Annotated in this window: 2 protein-coding genes and 2 pseudogenes; all 4 read left to right on the plus strand. The window is 72.7% G+C overall.

The window, feature by feature from the left end:
* Positions 1–21: 21 nt before the first annotated feature.
* Positions 22–17,990: pseudogene (locus FBY35_RS37975) on the plus strand (SDR family NAD(P)-dependent oxidoreductase); the annotation flags it as partial.
* A gap of 99 nt (positions 17,991–18,089) precedes the next feature.
* Positions 18,090–18,512 (plus strand): annotated as a pseudogene (locus FBY35_RS37980) (acyl carrier protein); the annotation flags it as partial.
* Complete coding sequence (locus FBY35_RS07020; RefSeq protein WP_142212947.1) at positions 18,509–19,285, plus strand: thioesterase II family protein; 777 nt, start codon at positions 18,509–18,511, stop codon at positions 19,283–19,285. The pseudogene FBY35_RS37980 and the gene FBY35_RS07020, both read left to right, overlap by 4 nt.
* A gap of 150 nt (positions 19,286–19,435) precedes the next feature.
* Positions 19,436–20,266: a hypothetical protein gene (locus tag FBY35_RS07025; protein ID WP_142212948.1), complete on the plus strand. Its 831-nt coding sequence runs from the start codon at positions 19,436–19,438 to the stop codon at positions 20,264–20,266.
* Positions 20,267–20,316 lie beyond the last annotated feature (50 nt).

The following is a 20,316-nucleotide window of genomic DNA, read 5'->3' on the forward strand; positions in this document are numbered from 1 at the left end:
TCCTCCGAGGCTGCCCAGAACATGACCGAGGACAAGCTCCGCGACTACCTGAAGCGGGTCGTCAACGACCTGCGCCAGACCCGCCGCCGGCTCAACGAGGCCGAGGCCAAGGACCACGAGCCGATCGCCATCATCGGTATGAGCTGCCGTTTCCCGGGTGACGTCCGTTCCCCGGAGGACCTCTGGCAGGTCGTCGCCGAGGGCCGCGACGCGATCTCCGCGTTCCCCGACAACCGAGGCTGGGACCTGGACACGCTGTACGACTCCGACCCGGAGCGTTCCGGCACGTCCTATGTGCGGGAGGGCGGATTCCTGTACGACGCCGCCGACTTCGACCCGGCGTTCTTCGGGATCTCGCCCCGCGAGGCCCTCGCCATGGACCCGCAGCAGCGCCTGCTCCTGGAGACCTCCTGGGAGGCCGTGGAGCTGGCCGGCATCGACCCGCAGTCGCTGCGCGGCAGCAAGGCCGGGGTCTTCGTCGGCAGCAACTACCAGGACTACGCGACCCGGTTGCCCGAGGTGCCTGCCGAGCTGGAGGGGCACCTCGGTATCGGCAACACGCCGAGTGTGGTGTCCGGCCGGGTGGCGTACACCCTCGGTCTGGAGGGCCCGGCCGTCACCGTCGACACGGCCTGCTCCTCGTCGCTGGTGGCGCTGCATCTGGCCTGCCACGCGCTGCGGCAGGGCGACTGCTCGATGGCGCTGGCCGGGGGCATCTCCGTGATGTCCTCGCCGGCGTCGTTCATCGAGTTCAGCCGGCAGCGGGGGCTGGCGCCGGACGCCCGCGTCAAAGCCTTCGCGTCGGGCGCGGACGGCACGGCGCTGTCCGAGGGCATCGGCATGCTGCTGGTGGAGCGGCTGTCGGACGCGCGCCGCAACGGGCACCGGGTGCTCGCCGTGATCCGCGGCAGCGCCATCAACCAGGACGGCGCCAGCAACGGCCTCACCGCCCCCAACGGCCCCTCGCAGGAGCGGGTGATCCGCCAGGCGCTGGCCGCCGCCCGTCTGACGCCCGACCAGGTCGACGTGGTCGAGGCGCACGGCACCGGCACCAAGCTGGGCGATCCCATCGAGGCGCAGGCACTGATCGCCACGTACGGCCATGACCGCCCGGCCGACCGGCCCCTGTGGCTGGGTTCGGTGAAGTCCAACATCGGCCACACCCAGGCCGCCGCCGGGGCCGCCTCGATCATCAAGATGGTCATGGCCCTCAACCGGGGCCTGCTGCCCCGAACCTTGCACGTGGACGAGCCGTCCTCCCGTATCGACTGGGAGGCCGGGGCCGTCTCGCTGCTCACGGAGGACGTGCAGTGGCCGACGCTCGACCGGCCGCGCCGTGTCGGCATCTCCTCCTTCGGCATCAGCGGCACCAACGCCCATGCCGTGCTGGAGGAGGCTCCGCCCGTCGAGGCGGACGAGGAACAGGACGACGTCGCACCGGCGGGCGTCGTACCGTGGGTGATCTCCGCCCGGACCGCGGAGGCGCTGCGTGCTCAGGCACGACAGCTGCGTGAATTCGTCGATCAGCGGCCCGACCTCGACACGGCGGAGGTCGCCCACGCGCTGGCCACGACCCGCTCCGCGTTCGAGCACCGCGCGGTCGCCCTGGGCAGCAGCACCGGCGAACTCCTCAAGGCCCTCGACGCCCTTGCCCATGGCGAACCCTCGCCGCACGTCGTCCAGGGCGTCGCGCCGGACGAGACCGGCAAGACCGTGTTCGTGTTCCCGGGGCAGGGGACGCAGTGGGCCGGTATGGGCGCCGAACTCCTCGACACCGTGCCCGTGTTCGCGGAGTCGATGGCTCGCTGTGAGGAGGCGCTCGCGCCTTACGTCGACTGGTCGCTGAGGGAGGTGCTGCGCTCCGGCACGGAGTTGGACCGTGTGGACGTCATTCAGCCTGTGACGTGGGCGGTGATGGTGTCCCTCGCCGCGACCTGGCAGCAGCTGGGCGTCCGTCCGGATGCGGTCGTCGGCCACTCACAGGGCGAGATCGCGGCTGCGGCTGTGGCGGGTGCGCTGTCCCTGGAGGACGCGGCGAAGGTCGTCGCCGTACGTGCACGGATCATCGGTGAACACCTCGCCGGGCTGGGCACGATGGCCTCCATTCCCCAGCCCGCCCGCGTGATCGAAGAGCACCTGCCCAGCGGCGTCGGCATCGCCGCGATCAACGGCCCTCATACGACTGTCGTCTCCGGCGACAAGGACGCCGTCGAAACCCTGGTCGCGGACCTTCAGAGCAAGGACATCCGGGCCCGGCTCATTCCCGTCGACTACGCCTCACACTCCGCACACGTCGAAACCATCGAGGCTCAACTGGCCCGTGCGCTCTCGGGAATCCAGCCGCGCCCGGCAGAGATCCCCTTCTTCTCCACCGTAGAACCCGGCTTCCTGAACACCTCGGACCTCGACGCCGGCTACTGGTACCGCAACCTCCGCCGGACCGTCCACTTCCACACCGCGATCCAGCAGCTCACAGAGGCTGGCCACACCACCTACATCGAGTCCAGCGCCCACCCCGTCCTCACCTACAGCATCGAGGAAGTCGCAGGCACGGAAACCATCACCGGCACCCTCCGCCGAAACGAAGGCACCCTCACCCGCCTCCTCACCTCAGCAGCACACCTCCACACCCACGGCCACCCCATCAATTGGCCCATCGGCAAGGGAAACCACGTCACCGACCTCCCCACCTACCCCTTCCAACACCAGCGCTACTGGATCGACGTACCGGAGATCACGGCGGCGCACGCCCCCGTCCCGGCGACCGACATCGTCGACACGCGTTTCTGGGAGGCGGTGGAAAACGAGGACTGGGAGTCGCTCGCCGACACGCTCGCCGTGCCCGACGACGCCTCGCTCAGCACGGTGCTGCCCGCGCTCGCGTCCTGGCGGCAGGAGCGCAGGCGCGAGGGCACGGTGAACGACTGGCGGTACGGCATCAGCTGGAAGCCGGTGGCCGACGGGGGTGCCACGACCAGGCTCGGGGGGACCTGGCTCGTGGTGTTCCCGGAGGGGCGGTCCACCGACGACGTTGTCCGTACGGCGGCGGAGGGGCTGGCGCGGCACGGCGCGCAGGTCGTGCCGCTGGAGCTGAACGCCTCCGGGGCCGCCCGGGGGACGTACGTCGATCTCATCGGCGAGAAGCTGTCCGCGCAGGACTCTCCGCTCGCCGGCGTGCTGTCCTTCCTGGCGCTCGACGAGAGCCCCCACCCCGCGCATCCCGCCATGACGGCCGGTGCGGCAGGGACGCTCGCTCTGGTTCAGGCGCTCGGTGACGCGCGCCTTGAGGTGCCGGTGTGGTTCGGCACGTGCGGGGCGGTGGCGGTCGGGGCGTCCGACGCCGTGACCAGCCCGGCGCAGGCGCAGGTCTGGGGCCTGGGCCGGGTCGTCGCGCTGGAGCAGCCCGAGCGCTGGGGCGGCCTCGTCGATCTGCCGCGCGAGCTGGACGACCGGGCCCGGGCGCGCCTGTGCGCGGTGCTGGCCGGGCCGGCGGGCGAGGACCAGGTAGCGGTCCGCAGCTCGGGCGTCTTCGCCCGGCGCCTGGTGCGCGACCCACTGGACGTGCGGACGCCCCAGCAGGCGGCGCCCGGCTGGCGGACCAGTGGCACGGCGCTGGTGACCGGCGGGACGGGAGCGCTCGGCCCGCACATCGCGCGGTGGCTCGCCTCAAACGGGGCCGAGCATGTGGTGCTGACCAGCAGGCGCGGCCCGTCCGCTCCGGGCATGGCCGAGCTGGCGACGGAACTCGCCGCCGAGGGGGTCCGTCTCACGGTGGCCGCGTGCGACGCCGCCGACCGCGAGGCCCTCGCGGGTGTGCTGGAGCAGCTGAAGGCCGACGGGGAGTCCCTGCGTACGGTCGTACACGCGGCGGCGTTCATCGAGTTGGCGTCGCTGGCGGAGTCGGGGCTCGACGAGTTCGCGGACGTGCTGGCGGCGAAGGTGGCGGGCGCCGCTCACCTGGACGAGCTGCTGGGCGGCGCCGACCTCGACGCGTTCGTGCTGTTCTCCTCCATCGCCGGTGTCTGGGGCAGCGGTGACCACGGTGCCTATGCCGCCGCCAACGCCCATCTGGACGCGCTCGCGGAGCAGCGCCGTGCCCGCGGTCTGAAGGCCAGTTCCATCGCGTGGGGCGTGTGGAACGTCTGGGACCCGGAGCGGCTGCCGGAGGGCGTCAAGCCGGAGCAGCTGCAGGCCCGGGGCCTGCCGTTCCTCGACCCGGACACGGCTTTCGCCGCGATGCGCCAGATCCTCGCGCACGACGAGACGTTCGTGGCCGTGGCCGAGGTGGACTGGGAGCGGTTCGTCCCTGTCTTCACCTCGGCGGGGCCTCGCCCGCTTCTCGCGGGTGTTCCCGAGGCGCAGCGCGAGATCGAGGCGGCCACGTCGTCCGCCGGAACCGCGTCGAGCGCGGACGCGCCGAGCGCTCCGTCGTCGCCGCTGCGCGACCGGCTGGAGGGTCTCGCGGCCGAGGAGCGGGACCGGGTGCTGCTGGAGCTGGTGCGCGACCAGGCGGCTTCGGTCCTCGGTCATGCCTCCGGTGAGGCGGTCGAGCCGGGGCGGGCGTTCCGCGATCTGGGCTTCGACTCGCTGACCGCGGTCGAGCTGCGCAACCGGCTCAACACGGCCACCGGGCTGCGGCTGCCGACGACACTCGTCTTCGACTACCCCTCCCCCGGTGTACTCGCCGCCCATCTGCGGGACGAGTTCTTCGGCGCGCTGCCGGACACCGCGCTGGCCGGGACCGCCGCGGCGCCGCCGGCCCTGCCGGCCGCCGACGACGACCCGATCGTCATCATCGGCATGGGGTGCCGCTTCCCGGGCGGCGTGCGCTCGCCCGAGGAGCTGTGGGAACTCCTGCTGCGAGGCGGCGACGTGATCTCCGGCCTCCCGACCGACCGCGGCTGGGACCTCGACGCGCTGTACGACCCGGACCCGGAGCAGCGCGGCAAGTCGTACACCCGGCACGGCGGATTCCTGTACGACGCCGCCGACTTCGACCCGGCGTTCTTCGGCATCTCGCCCCGCGAGGCCCTGGCGATGGACCCGCAGCAGCGCCTGCTGCTTGAGACGTCCTGGGAGGCCTTCGAACGGGCCGGCATCAATCCCCAGTCCCTGCGGGGCAGTCGTACGTCCGTGTTCGCGGGCGTCAGCTACCACGACTACGGCTCGCGCCTCGGCGAGACCCCGGAGGAGATCGAGGGCTACCTCGGTACGGGCAACACCGCGAGTATCGCCTCGGGCCGCGTGTCGTACGTCCTCGGCCTGGAGGGCGCGGCGGTGACCTTGGACACGGGCTGCTCGTCGTCGCTGGTCGCCCTCCATCTCGCGGCGCAGTCGCTGCGGCAGGGCGAGTCCACGCTGGCGCTGGCCGGCGGTGTGTCCGTGATGGCGGAGCCCACCTCCTTCACCGAGTTCAGCCGGCAGCGCGGCCTGTCCGTGGACGGCCGGTGCCGGGCCTTCTCGGCCGACGCCGACGGCATGGGCATGTCCGAGGGCGTGGGCATGCTGCTTCTGGAGCGGCTGTCGGACGCGCGCCGCAACGGACACCGCGTCCTTGCCGTCGTCCGCGGTACGGCGATGAACCAGGACGGCGCCAGCAACGGCCTCACCGCCCCCAACGGCCCCTCCCAGCAGCGGGTGATCCGGCAGGCCCTCGCCAACGCGGGTCTCGCCCCTGACCAGATGGATGCGGTCGAGGCGCACGGCACCGGCACCAAGCTGGGCGACCCCATCGAGGCACAGGCACTGATCGCCACGTACGGCCATGACCGCCCGGCCGACCGGCCCCTGTGGCTGGGTTCGGTGAAGTCCAACATCGGCCACACCCAGGCCGCTTCGGGTGTCGCGGGCCTCATCAAGATGGTCATGGCGCTGCAACACGGCGTTCTGCCGAGGACGCTGCACGTCGGCGAGCCCACGCCGAAGGTCGACTGGTCAGCCGGAGCCGTCGCCCTGCTGACCGAGGAGACGGCCTGGCCCAGCACGGGACAGCCGCGCCGGGCGGGTGTCTCGTCGTTCGGCATCAGCGGCACGAATACGCACGCTGTGCTGGAGCAGGCGCCGGATGACGAGCCGGTGTCGGTGTCGGAGTCTCCGGGCGTCGTGCCGTGGGTGATCTCCGCCCGGAACTCGGAGGCGCTGCGCGACCAGGCACGGCGGCTGGGTGAATACGTCGATGGGCGGCCCGAGTTGGACACCGCCGCTGTCGCCGACACGCTCATCAACGGGCGGGCTCTGTTCGAGCACCGTGCGGTTGTCCTTGCCGAAGCTCCTGATGGCGTCGCCGCCGCGCTCGATGCGCTCGCCACCGGGCAGCCTCACACTCATCTGGTTCAAGGCCAGGCCAAGACCGTCGGCAAGACCGTGTTCGTGTTCCCGGGGCAGGGGACGCAGTGGGCCGGTATGGGCGCCGAACTCCTCGACACCGTGCCCGTGTTCGCGGAGTCGATGGCTCGCTGTGAGGAGGCGCTCGCGCCTTACGTCGACTGGTCGCTGAGGGAGGTGCTGCGCTCCGGCACGGAGTTGGACCGTGTGGACGTCATTCAGCCTGTGACGTGGGCGGTGATGGTGTCCCTCGCCGCGACCTGGCAGCAGCTGGGCGTCCGTCCGGATGCGGTCGTCGGCCACTCACAGGGCGAGATCGCGGCTGCGGCTGTGGCGGGTGCGCTGTCCCTGGAGGACGCGGCGAAGGTCGTCGCCGTACGTGCACGGATCATCGGTGAACACCTCGCCGGGCTGGGCACGATGGCCTCCATTCCCCAGCCCGCCCGCGTGATCGAAGAGCACCTGCCCAGCGGCGTCGGCATCGCCGCGATCAACGGCCCTCATACGACTGTCGTCTCCGGCGACAAGGACGCCGTCGAAACCCTGGTCGCGGACCTTCAGAGCAAGGACATCCGGGCCCGGCTCATTCCCGTCGACTACGCCTCACACTCCGCACACGTCGAAACCATCGAGGCTCAACTGGCCCGTGCGCTCTCGGGAATCCAGCCGCGCCCGGCAGAGATCCCCTTCTTCTCCACCGTAGAACCCGGCTTCCTGAACACCTCGGACCTCGACGCCGGCTACTGGTACCGCAACCTCCGCCGGACCGTCCACTTCCACACCGCGATCCAGCAGCTCACAGAGGCTGGCCACACCACCTACATCGAGTCCAGCGCCCACCCCGTCCTCACCTACAGCATCGAGGAAGTCGCAGGCACGGAAACCATCACCGGCACCCTCCGCCGAAACGAAGGCACCCTCACCCGCCTCCTCACCTCAGCAGCACACCTCCACACCCACGGCCACCCCATCAATTGGCCCATCGGCAAGGGAAACCACGTCACCGACCTCCCCACCTACCCCTTCCAACACCAGCGCTACTGGATCAACCCCACCGACAGCCGGACGAACCTCTCCGGCGCGGGCCTGGCGGCCGCCGGTCACCCGCTGCTGGGGGCTGCCGTGGAGCTGGCCGGCACGGACACGCACCTGTTCACCGGGCGGCTGTCGTTGCGGAGCCACCCCTGGCTGGCCGACCACGCCGTGTCCGGAACCGTGCTGCTCCCCGGCACCGGGTTCCTCGAACTCGCCCTCCAGGCCGGCCACCACGTCGACTGCGGCGCCGTAGAGGAACTCACCCTCGAAGCACCCCTGATCCTTCCCGAACGGGGCGGTGTGGACGTGCAGTTGAACGTGGGCGCACCTGACGACTCGGAGCGGCGCGAGCTGACTCTCCACTCACGCGCGCAGGACGCCGGCAGCGACGAGCCGTGGACCCGGCACGCCACCGGCACCCTGGTCCCCGTGGAGCAGTGCCCGAGGCCGGACATCGACCTGACCACGTGGCCGCCCGCCGGGGCCGAGCCGGTGGAGACCGAGGGCTACTACGACCGGCTGGCCGAGCAGGGCTACGGGTACGGCCCTGCCTTCCACGGCCTGCGGGCGGCGTGGCGGCGCGGCGACGAGGTGTTCGCCGAGGTCGCGTTGCCGGAGGAGGAGTCCGCCGAGGCCGCGGAGTACGGCATCCACCCGGCGCTGATGGACGCGGCCCTGCACGCGCTGGGTCTGGGCGTGCTGCCCGCGGCGGGCGAGGGCCGGGCGCGGCTGCCGTTCTCGTGGAGCGGGGCGACCCTGCACGCGGCGGGCGCCGCCGCGCTGCGGGTGCGCGTGGCTCCGCTCGGGGACGCCGAGGACACCGTGTCGGTCACCGTGGCGGACCCGGCCGGCGTGCCGGTCGCCACGGCCGAGTCGCTGGTCGTACGGCCGGTGGTCACCGCGCAGTTGGAGGCGGCCGGTTCCTCCGCGAACGACAGCCTGTTCCGCATGGACTGGGGGCCGGCCTCCGCGGGGCTCTCCCCCGTCGAGATGCGGCGCTGGGCTGTCGTCGGGCCCGACCCGCTGCGGGTGGGACGGACGCTGGAGGAGACCGGTGCGACGGTCTTCGCGGCCGACGAGCTGGACTCCGTGGCCACGCTGGACGTCGTCCCGGACGTGGTGGTCGTGCCGTACGCGCCTCAGCAGGACGGCACCGACAAGCTCGCCGCGCGCGTCCATGAGGTGCTGTACGAGGTGCTGGACCTGGTCAAGCGGTGGCTGGCGGAGGAGCGGTTCGCCGACTCCCGGCTGGTACTGCTCACCCGCAACGCCGTCGTCACCTCACCCGAAGACACACCCGACCTCGAACACGCCGCCATCTGGGGCCTGATCCGCTCCGCCCAGTCCGAACACCCCGACCGACTCGTCCTCATCGACACCGACAACCACACCCACGACATACGCGGCGCCCTGACCACTCGTGAGCCCCAGGTCGCCGTCCGCCAAGGCCGGTTCCTCGTACCGCGCCTCGCCCGCACCACCCTCGCCCCCGCCGCAGCCCCCGTCTTCCGCCCCGACAGCACAGCCCTGATCACCGGCGCCACCGGCACCCTCGCCGGACTCCTCGCCCACCACCTCGTCACCCACCACCACGTACGAAACCTCGTCCTCCTCTCCCGACGCCCCGCCCACACCCTCGCCACCACACTCGAAGAGCTCGGCGCCCACGCAACCGTCGTCACCGGCGACGTCACCGACCCCGACACCCTCACCCACACCCTCACCCACCACCCCATCACCGCCGTCATCCACACCGCTGCCACCCTGAACGACGCCACCCTCGACACCCTCACCCCCCACCACCTCGACACCGTCCTCAACCCCAAACTCGACGGCGCCCTCCTCCTGCACGAACTCACCACCCAACACACCCCCCACCTCGACGCCTTCATCCTCTTCTCCTCCGCCGCAGCCACCTTCGGCGGACCCGGACAAGCCGCCTACGCCGCCGCCAACACCTTCCTCGACACGCTCGCCCACCACCGCCGCACACACGGCCAACCCGCCCTCTCCCTCGGCTGGGGCCTGTGGGAAGACCGCAGCACCATGACCGGCACCCTCACCCACACCGACCTCCACCGCATGACCCGCCACGGGGTGTCCGGGCTCTCCGCGGCCGAGGGGCTGGCACTGTTCGACGCCGGGTGTGCGTCGGGCGAGGCGCATCTGCTGCCGATCCGGCTCGATGTCGGGGCGCTGCGGCGGCGGGCCGACGACGACAGTCTTCCGGCGCTGCTGCGGGGTCTGGCCCAGCGTCGGGTGCGTCGTAGTACGACGGAGGCCGGCTTGCGACGGCCTGCGGAGTTGTCGCTCGCCGAGCGGCTCGCCCGGGTGTCCGGGGAGCAGCGGGCGCAGGCGCTGGAGGACCTGGTCGTCGCGCAGGTGGCGGCCGTGCTGGGCCACGCGTCGACGGCCGCGATCGAACCGGACCGCGCCTTCAAGGACATCGGGTTCGACTCGCTGACTGCGGTCGAGCTGCGCAACCGGCTCAACACGGCCACCGGGCTGCGGCTGCCGGCCACGCTGGTCTTCGACCAGCCGACTCCGCAGGCGATCGCCCGCTTCGTGGAGCGGAAGCTGTTCCCGCAGGAGACCGCGCAGACCGCCGTGGCGGCTGTGGAGGCGCCCCGCGGGACCGCCCAGGACACCGTGCACGCCATCGACGCCATCGACGAGATGGACGTCGACCTCCTCATCAACCTTGCTTTCGACGGCGACAGCGCCGGATCCGACGCGGAGCGTGAGTGACACCCATGAGCAACCCCAACGACAAGGTCGTCGCCGCCCTACGGGCGTCCCTGAAGGAGACCGAGCGGCTGCGGCAGCACAACCGTAAGCTCACCGAGCGCGGCCGGGAGCCGATCGCGACCGTCGCGATGAGCTGCCGCTACCCGGGCGGCGTACGCACCCCGGAGGACCTGTGGCGGCTGGTGACCGCGGGCGAGGACGCGGTGTCGGAGTTCCCCACGGACCGCGGCTGGCAGCTGGACGGGCTCTACGACCACGGCGGATTCCTGTACGACGCCGCCGACTTCGACCCGGCCTTCTTCGGCATCTCGCCCCGCGAGGCCCTCGCCATGGACCCGCAGCAGCGCCTGCTCCTGGAGACCTCCTGGAAGGCCGTGGAGGGGGCCGGCATCGACCCGAGGACCCTGCGGGGCAGCCGTACGGGCGTCTTCGCCGGCGTCATGTACCACGACTACGGCACGCTGGTCGACGCGTCGCCGGACGCCGTCGAGGGCTATGTCTACAACGGCAGCGCGGGCAGCGTCGCCTCCGGCCGGGTGGCCTACACGCTCGGCCTGGAGGGGCCCGCGGTAACGGTCGACACCGCCTGCTCGTCCTCGTTGATCGCGCTGCATCTGGCGGTGCAGTCGCTGCGCAACGGCGAGTGCTCGCTGGCGCTCGCCGGTGGTGTGGCGGTGATGTCGACGCCGACGCTGTTCGACGAGTTCAGCCGGGGGCAGGGGCACGGGCTGGCCCCGGACGGACGCTGCAAGGCGTTCGCGGACAGCGCCGACGGGACCAGCCTGTCGGAGGGCGCGGGTCTGCTGCTGCTGGAGCGGCTGTCGGACGCGCGCCGCAACGGCCACCCGGTGCTCGCGGTGGTCCGCTCCACGGCGGCCAACCAGGACGGCGCCAGCAACGGCCTGACCGCCCCCAACGGTCCCGCCCAGGAGCGGGTGATCCGGGACGCGCTGGTCGCCGCCGGACTGACCGGGGCGGACGTCGACGCAGTCGAGGCACACGGCACCGGCACCACCCTCGGCGACCCCATCGAGGCCCAGGCGCTGCTGGCCACCTACGGCCAGGACCACACCGACGAACAGCCACTGTGGCTGGGGTCGTTGAAGTCCAACATCGGCCACACCCAGGCCGCCGCCGGCGTCGGCGGCGTCATCAAGATGGTCATGGCCATGCGCCACGGCCTCCTCCCCCGGACCCTCCACGTCGACACACCCTCCACCCACGTCGACTGGGACTCCGGCGCCGTCTCGCTGCTGACCGAGGAGCGGCCCTGGCCGACCGCCGACCGGCCGCGCCGTGCGGCCGTGTCGTCCTTCGGCGTGAGCGGCACGAACACGCACGCCGTCCTGGAGGAGGCCCCGGAGGACGAGTCCGCCGAGGACGCGCCGGAGCGCGGGGCCGGGATGCCGGTCGTGCCGTGGGTGCTGTCCGCCCGGTCGGCGGACGCGTTGCGTGAACAGGCCGCACAGCTAAGGGAGTTCGTCCACGCGGACCCCGTCGATGTCGGCTTCTCGCTGGCCACAGGGCGTTCGGTCTTCGAGCACCGCGCGGTGCTGCACAACAACGGTCCCGGCGGGCTCGACGCGGCGCTGACGGCGCTCGCCGAGGGCAGGGACGCAGCTCCGGGGCTGGTGACGGGCGCGGGTCACCGCGCCGCCCGGACGGCCTTCCTCTTCACCGGGCAGGGCAGCCAGTACCCGGGCATGGGACGTGAACTCCACGCCGCCCACCCGGTGTTCGCCGCCGCCTTCGACGAGGTCTGCGCCGCCCTGGACCCGCACCTCGACCGTCCGCTGCGTGAGGTGGTGTTCGCCGAGCCGGGCACACCCGAGGCGGAGTTCCTGGATCGGACGCAGTACACCCAGGCAGGGCTGTTCGCCGTCGAGGTCGCGCTGTTCCGGCTGGTCGAGGCCTGGGGCCTGCGTCCCGCCGCGCTGCTGGGCCACTCCGTCGGCGAGCTGGCGGCGGCCCATGTGGCGGGGGTGCTGAGCCTGCCGGACGCCTGCGCGCTGGTGGCCGCCCGCGGCCGGCTGATGCAGGAGCTGCCGGCGGGCGGGGCGATGGTGTCCCTACGCGCCACCGAGGACGAGGTCATGGAGGTGCTGGCCGGACGCACGGAACGGGTGTCCGTCGCCGCCGTCAACGGCCCGCGGTCCGTCGTCGTGTCGGGCGACGAGGAGACGGTGCTCGCGGTGGCCGCCGAACTCGCCGAGCGGGGCCGGCGCACCAAGCGGCTCAATGTCAGCCATGCCTTCCACTCGCCCCGCATGGACGCCATGCTCGGCGACTTCCGGGCCGTCGCGCGCTCGCTGCGGTACAGCGATCCGCTGATCCCGGTCGTCTCCGACGTGACCGGCCGTACGGCGACCGCGGAGGAGCTGACCGACCCGGACTACTGGGTGCGCCATGTGCGGCAGGCCGTGCGGTTCGCCGACGGCGTGCGGACGTTGGGCGAACTGGGCGTCGGCAGCTGCCTGGAACTCGGCCCCGGCGGGGTGCTCTCCGGCATGGGCCAGGACTGCCTGCCCGGCGACGCCGTGGCGTTCGCCGCCGCGCTGCGCCGGGACCGCGCCGAACCGGAGTCGGTAGTAGAGGCGGTGGCGACGGTGTTCGCCCGCGGAGCCCGGGTCGACTGGGCGGCGTTGTTCGCCGGCAGCGGTGCCCGTCGGGTGGATCTGCCGACCTACCCCTTCCAGAGGCAGCGCTACTGGCCGAAGGCCCCCTCCGGTGCGTCCGGGGACGTACGCTCGCTCGGCCTGGAGTCGGTGGACCATCCGCTGCTGGGTGCCGTACTTGAGAGCGCGGACGGCGACGAGCTGCTGTTCACCAGCCGCGTCTCGCTCGCCGCCCAGCCGTGGATCCGCGGCCACCGGGTCGAGGGCGCGGCCCTGCTGCCCGGCACCGCGCTGGCCGAACTGGCCGTACGGGCCGGGGACAGGGCCGGTTGCCCGCTGCTGGAGGAACTGACCCTTGAGGCGCCGCTGGTGCTGCCCGAGGACGGTGGCCTACGACTCCGGGTGCGGGTCGGTGCCGCCGACGCGTCGGGCCGGCGCACGCTGACCGTGCACGCGCGGCCGGACGGCGACGCGACGCAGGACGGCCTGCCCTGGACGCGCCACGCGAGCGGCACCCTGAGCCCGGACCACGCCGCCCCCGGGCAGGACCTCAGCGGGGCCTGGCCGCCGGGCGGGGCCGAGCCGCTGGACATCGAGGGCCGCTACGAGCGGTTCCGGGAGAGCGGCTTCGAGTACGGCCCGGAGTTCCAGGGCCTGCGGGCCGCGTGGCGGCGCGGTGACGAGGTGTTCGCCGAGGTCGCCCTGCCGGCGGACCTGGCCAAGGACGCGGCGGAATTCGAGTTGCACCCCGCCCTGTTCGACGCCGCCCTGCAGACCGTCGGCCTCAGCAGCCTGGCCGAGGACGGCGCGGCGGCGCTGATGCCGTTCTCCTGGCGAGGTGTACGCATGCATGCCACGGGCGCGACCGTACTGCGGGTGCGGCTGACCGTGACCGGTCAGGAGGAGGTACGGCTCGACGCGGCGGATGCCCTGGGCAGTCCGGTCCTGACCGTCGACTCGCTCGCGCTGCGGCCGCTGTCCGGACGGGCGGCGGAGGCCGCCGCCGCAGCGAGCCTGCGCGACGCGCTGTTCCGCGTGGAGTGGGTGCCCGTCGAGGCCGCGCAGGCGGAGGGGCCGGACCCGGTCTGGCTGTCCGCCGGTGCGGGCCTCGACGGCCTGTCAGCTCCCGAGGTCGTGGTCGCTCCTTGCCCGCCCGGTGAACGCGCCTCACTGCATTGGGTGCTGGACCTGGTCAAGCGGTGGCTGGCGGAGGAGCGGTTCGCCGACTCCCGGCTGGTACTGCTCACCCGCAACGCCGTCGTCACCTCACCCGAAGACACACCCGACCTCGAACACGCCGCCATCTGGGGCCTGATCCGCTCCGCCCAGTCCGAACACCCCGACCGACTCGTCCTCATCGACACCGACAACCACACCCACGACATACGCGGCGCCCTGACCACTCGTGAGCCCCAGGTCGCCGTCCGCCAAGGCCGGTTCCTCGTACCGCGCCTCGCCCGCACCACCCTCGCCCCCGCCGCAGCCCCCGTCTTCCGCCCCGACAGCACAGCCCTGATCACCGGCGCCACCGGCACCCTCGCCGGACTCCTCGCCCACCACCTCGTCACCCACCACCACGTACGAAACCTCGTCCTCCTCTCCCGACGCCCCGCCCACACCCTCGCCACCACACTCGAAGAGCTCGGCGCCCACGCAACCGTCGTCACCGGCGACGTCACCGACCCCGACACCCTCACCCACACCCTCACCCACCACCCCATCACCGCCGTCATCCACACCGCTGCCACCCTGAACGACGCCACCCTCGACACCCTCACCCCCCACCACCTCGACACCGTCCTCAACCCCAAACTCGACGGCGCCCTCCTCCTGCACGAACTCACCACCCAACACACCCCCCACCTCGACGCCTTCATCCTCTTCTCCTCCGCCGCAGCCACCTTCGGCGGACCCGGACAAGCCGCCTACGCCGCCGCCAACACCTTCCTCGACACGCTCGCCCACCACCGCCGCACACACGGCCAACCCGCCCTCTCCCTCGGCTGGGGCCTGTGGGAAGACCGCAGCACCATGACCGGCACCCTCACCCACACCGACCTCCACCGCATGACCCGCCACGGGGTGTCCGGGCTCTCCGCGGCCGAGGGGCTGGCACTGTTCGACGCCGGGTGTGCGTCGGGCGAGGCGCATCTGCTGCCGATCCGGCTCGATGTCGGGGCGCTGCGGCGTTCCCTCGGCGCGGAGGAGCCCGTGCCGCCGTTGCTGCGCGGGCTGGTCCGCCGCCAGGTGCGCCGCGCCGCCGCAGGGAAGGGAGCCGAACCGCAGGGCCGTTCCCTGGCCGCCCGGCTGGGCGAGTTGGAGCCGGCCGAGCGGATGGCGTCGGTGCTCGGCCTGGTGCGGGAGCACACCGCCGGGATCCTGGGGTACGCGGGCGCCGGGGGTGTCGAGGCCGAACTCAGCTTCAGGGAACTGGGGTTCGACTCGCTGACGGGCATCGAGCTGCGCAACCGGCTGGCCGCGGCCACCGGCCTGCGGCTGCCCGCCACGCTGGTCTTCGACCACCCGAGCCCGGTCGAACTGGCCCGATACCTCGTCACCGAGGCCCTCGGTGACGAGCCCGGCACCGCGGCCGGCCCGGCTCGGCGCAGCGACCTGGACCCCGACGAGGACGCGGTGGCCGTCGTGGCCATGGCCTGCCGTTATCCGGGCGGGGTGCGCACTCCGGAGGACCTGTGGCGGCTGGTGCGCTCCGGCGGCGACGCGATCTCCGGGTTCCCGGCCGACCGCGGCTGGGACACGGAGGCGCTGTACCACCCGGACCCGGACCACCCCGGCACGACGTACGCGGTGGAAGGCGGATTCCTGTACGACGCCGCCGAGTTCGACGCGGGGTTCTTCGGGATCTCGCCCCGCGAGGCGCTCGCCATGGACCCGCAGCAGCGCCTGCTCCTGGAGACCTCCTGGGAGGCCGTGGAACGGGCCGGCATCGACCCGCGGACCCTGCGGGGCAGCCGTACGGGCGTCTTCGCCGGCATCATGTACCACGACTACGGCACGCAGGTCACCGAGGTGCCGGAGGGGCTGGAGGCGTTCCTCGGCAACGGCAGTTCCGGCAGCATCGCCTCTGGCCGGGTGGCGTACCACCTGGGTCTGGAAGGCCCGGCCATCACGGTCGACACGGCCTGTTCCTCCTCGCTGGTGGCCCTGCATCTGGCCGCGCAGTCGCTGCGCAACGACGAGTGCTCGCTGGCGCTCGCGGGCGGCGTGACCGTGATGACCACGCCCGGCACGTTCATCGGGTTCAGCCGGCAGCGGGGGCTGGCCCACGACGGGCGGTGCAAGGCGTTCGCGGACTCCGCGGACGGCACGGGCTGGGGCGAGGGCGCGGGCGTCGTGCTGCTGGAGCGGCTGTCGGACGCCCGGCGCAACGGCCACCCGGTGCTGGCGGTGGTGCGGGGCAGCGCGGTGAACCAGGACGGCGCGAGCAACGGCCTCACCGCCCCGAACGGGCCCGCGCAGCAGCGGGTGATCCGCCAGGCCCTGTCCAGTGCGGGGCTGACCGGTGCGGACATCGACGCAGTCGAGGCCCACGGCACCGGCACCACCCTCGGCGACCCCATCGAGGCCCAGGCGCTGCTGGCCACCTACGGCCAGGACCACACCGACGAACAGCCACTGTGGCTGGGGTCGTTGAAGTCCAACATCGGCCACACCCAGGCCGCCGCCGGCGTCGGCGGCGTCATCAAGATGGTCATGGCCATGCGCCACGGCCTCCTCCCCCGGACCCTCCACGTCGACACACCCTCCACCCACGTCGACTGGGACTCCGGCGCCGTCTCGCTGCTGGCGGAGACCACCGAGTGGCCGGAGACCGGCCGAGCTCGGCGGGCGGCCGTGTCGTCCTTCGGGATCAGCGGGACCAACGCCCATGTCGTCCTGGAGCATGCCGCGCCGGACGAGGCCGGGACCGAGGAGGGCGAGCCGGACGGGGTCGTCGCCCTGCCGTGGGTGCTGTCCGGCAGGAGTCCGCAGGCCCTGCGCGCCCAGGCCGCCCGGCTGCGGGACTTCGTACGGGAGCGGCCGGAGCTGACTGCCGCGCAGGTCGGGCTGTCGCTGGCCACGACCCGGTCCACGTTCGCGTACCGGGGTGCGGTTCTCGGCGACGACCCGGCGGAGCGGCTCGCGGCGCTGGAAGCGCTGGCCCGTGGCGAGGGCTCGCCGTCCGTGGTGACGGGTGCCACCGCGGGCGGTCACAAGGTCGCCTTCCTGTTCTCGGGGCAGGGCACCCAGCGGCCCGGGATGTGCCGGGAGCTGTACGCCTCGTCCGAGGTGTTCGCGGCGGCGTTCGACGAGGTCTGCGCGCAGTTCGGTCCGCTGCTGGAACGGCCCCTGGCGGAGGTGGTGTTCGCGGAGTCCGGCACCCCTAAGGCGGAGCTGCTGGACCGCACCGAGTACGCCCAGCCCGCGCTGTTCGCCGTCGAGGTGGCGCTGTTCCGGCTGCTTGAGACGTGGGGGCTGCGGCCGGAGCTGCTGGCGGGGCACTCGATCGGTGAGCTGGCGGCGGCCCATGTCGCCGGGGTCTTCGACCTGCCCGACGCGGCACGGCTCGTGGCGGCCCGCGGCCGGCTGATGCAGTCGCTGCCCGCCGACGGGGCCATGGCCTCGCTGCAGGCGGCCGAGAACGAGGTGCTGCCGCTGCTGGCCGGGCGGACGCACGAGGTGGGTGTGGCCGCGGTCAACGGGCCGTCGGCCGTGGTCATGTCGGGCCGCGAGGGCGCGGTCGAGGAGATCGCCGCGCATTTCAAGGCTCTGGGCCGCAGGACCCGTCGGCTGCGGGTCAGTCACGCCTTCCACTCGCCGCTGCTGGATCCGGTGCTCGACGAGTTCGCGGCGGTCGCGCGCGAGGTGTCGTACCGGGCGCCGCGTATCCCCGTCGTCTCCGACGTCACCGGGGAGACCGCGTCGGACGGGCTGCTTCAGGAGCCCGGCTACTGGGTGCGGCACGCGCGGGAGGCGGTGCGTTTCGCCGATCAGCTGACGCATCTGGAGAAGGAGGGCGTGACCGCGTACGTCGAGGTCGGCCCGGACGCGGTGCTGGCCGCGCTGGCCCGGGAGTGCCTCGGCGGTCAGGCGCTGGTGGTGCCCGTCCAGCGGCGCGACCGCGCCGACGCCCGGGCGCTGGCCACGGCCGTCGCCGAACTGCACGTCCATGGCGTGTCCCCGGACTGGGCGGCGGTGTTCGCGCCGACCGGCGCCCGGACGGTCGAGCTGCCGACGTACGCCTTCCAGCGCACGGCGTACTGGCTGCCGTCGGGGCCGCAGCAGGCTCCGGCCGGCGGCAGCGACCTGGAGCGGCGGTTCTGGCGTGCTGTCGGCAGCCGGGACGTCGGTGCTCTGGCCGCGCTGCTCGACGTCGACTCCGCCCGTGAGGCCGACTCCCTGAACGCGGTGCTGTCGCTGCTCTCGGCGTGGGACCACAGCCGCGCCACCACCGCCACGGACGCGCCGGAGGACGCCCAGCCCTATGAGGACGACGGGCACCTGGCGCGGGCCCTGGCCGAGGCGCCCGAGGACGAGCGGCCGGCGCTGCTGCTGGAGGCGGTGCGGTCGGCCGCGTCCGCGGTGCTCGGGCACGCCGACCCGCACGCGCTGCCGGCCGGACAGGACTTCCTGGACGCCGGGTTCGCCTCGCTGACGGCCGTCGAGCTGAGCGGCCGGATCACCAAGGTCACGGGCCTCGACCTGCCGCCCACGCTGATCTACGACCACCCCACGCCAGCGGAGCTCGCCGCGCACCTGCACCAGGAGATGAAGAGGACCGCGTCATGACCCCCACACGTACCGCACCCATCGAGAGCCCCTGGATCCGCCGCTACCAGCCGGCGCCCGCCGACGGTGTCACCCTGGTGTGCTTCCCGCACGCCGGCGGTTCGGCCACGGCCTTCCACGCGCTGTCCCGGGCGCTCGCCGGGCGGCTGGACGTGGTGGCCGTGCAGTATCCCGGCCGTCAGGACCGGCATCGGGAGCCCGCCTTCGAGGATCTGCACGAGCTGGCCGACGCCGCGTTCGACGCAGTCGTCGAGGCCGTCGGCACCGACCGCCCGCTCGCCCTGTTCGGGCACAGCATGGGCGCGTCCGTCGCCTTCGAGGTGGCCGCACGGCTGGAGCGGCGGGCGGGCGTCACGCCCGTGTCCCTGTTCGTGTCGGGGCGCCGGGCCCCCTCCCGGCACCGCAGCGAGGACCTGCACCGCAAGGGCGACGACGCGCTGCTGCGGGAGATCCGCGCCCTGGACGGCACCGCGCAGGCGGCCCTGGACGACGAGGACATCGTCCGGATGTTCCTGCCGTCCCTGCGGGCCGACTACAAGGCGATCGAGCGGTACCGCAGCGCGCCGGGCGCGTCCGTCGGCTGCCCCCTCGTCGCGCTGACCGGCGACAACGACCCGAAGACCACCGTGGAAGAGGCCCGGGCCTGGCAGGAGCACACCACCGGCCCGTTCGACCTGCGGGTCTTCGACGGCGGTCACTTCTACGTCTCGGAGCAGACCGACGCGGTCGCCGAGGTGCTGGCCGCGCGGCTGGGGGTCGCAGGGGTCGGCTAGGGGTTATCCGAGCCAGGAGGCGAAGATAGCGTGACCGCGCATTCTCCGTATTCCACGGACGCGAATTCACCGTTCTCCACGGACGCGAGTGCACCGTTTTCCACCGAACCGAACGCAGTGTTTTCCACAGACCATGGGGGATCCCGAACCATGACCGATCCGCAGACGTGGCGGGTTCTCGGCAACGCGGACGCGCACGAGCTCGTGCTCGCCGTGGACTTCGACGCCACCGGCCGGGCCGAGGGCCGCTTCACCGATCTGGCCTCGGGTCTGGGTGATCTGCTGCCCTGCTCTATCTGGGAGACGATTCCCCAGGAGGCCGGAACCGGTGCCGACGACGCCGACCCCGTCGAGCGGTGGCTGGAGGAGGTGGCGGCCGACGGCCGCCCGGTCCGCGCGGTGTTCGGCTTCTGTGTCGGCGGCGTCTACGCGGGCGCGATCGCGCAGCGCCTCGCCGCCCGGCAGGAACAGGCGCCCGCGCTGGTGCTGTTCGACCCCGAGCAGTCCGGCCCGCTGACCCTGTACTCGCAGTTCCACAAGGTCCTCGACTCCATGTCCGCCCTGCTGAGCGCCGAGGAGACCGCGCAGGCGGCGGACGAGGCGCGGCGGGCCCACGAGCAGCACACCACGATGGCCGCGCTGGGCGCCGAACTTCTCGACGTGTACCGGCGTACCGCCAAGCCCGCCTTCGACCGGCTGGAGCTGGACGACAAGCGGACGGAGGAGATCACCGCGGTCTTCGCGTCGTTCGTCGGCTATCTGATCGCGGCCGCGGACATCGACCCGCTGCCTGCGTGGCGGGAGGCCGTCGTCGTCACGTCCTCGTCACCCACGAGCGGTCTGAACGGCTCCCGCGCGGCCGGCCAGGACATCGCCGTGGGCCGGGAACTGCGCGTCGACGTCCCGCACGTCGACCTGCTGCGCGACCCCGGTGTCACCCGCACGGTGACCGAGCTGCTCGGCACGGACACGCGCGCCTGAGAAGTCCCGTACGCGCGAGTCCCGTACGCACAAGTCCCGTACGCAGAAAC

The sequence above is a fragment of the Streptomyces sp. SLBN-118 genome (assembly GCF_006715635.1).
Lineage (GTDB): Bacteria > Actinomycetota > Actinomycetes > Streptomycetales > Streptomycetaceae > Streptomyces.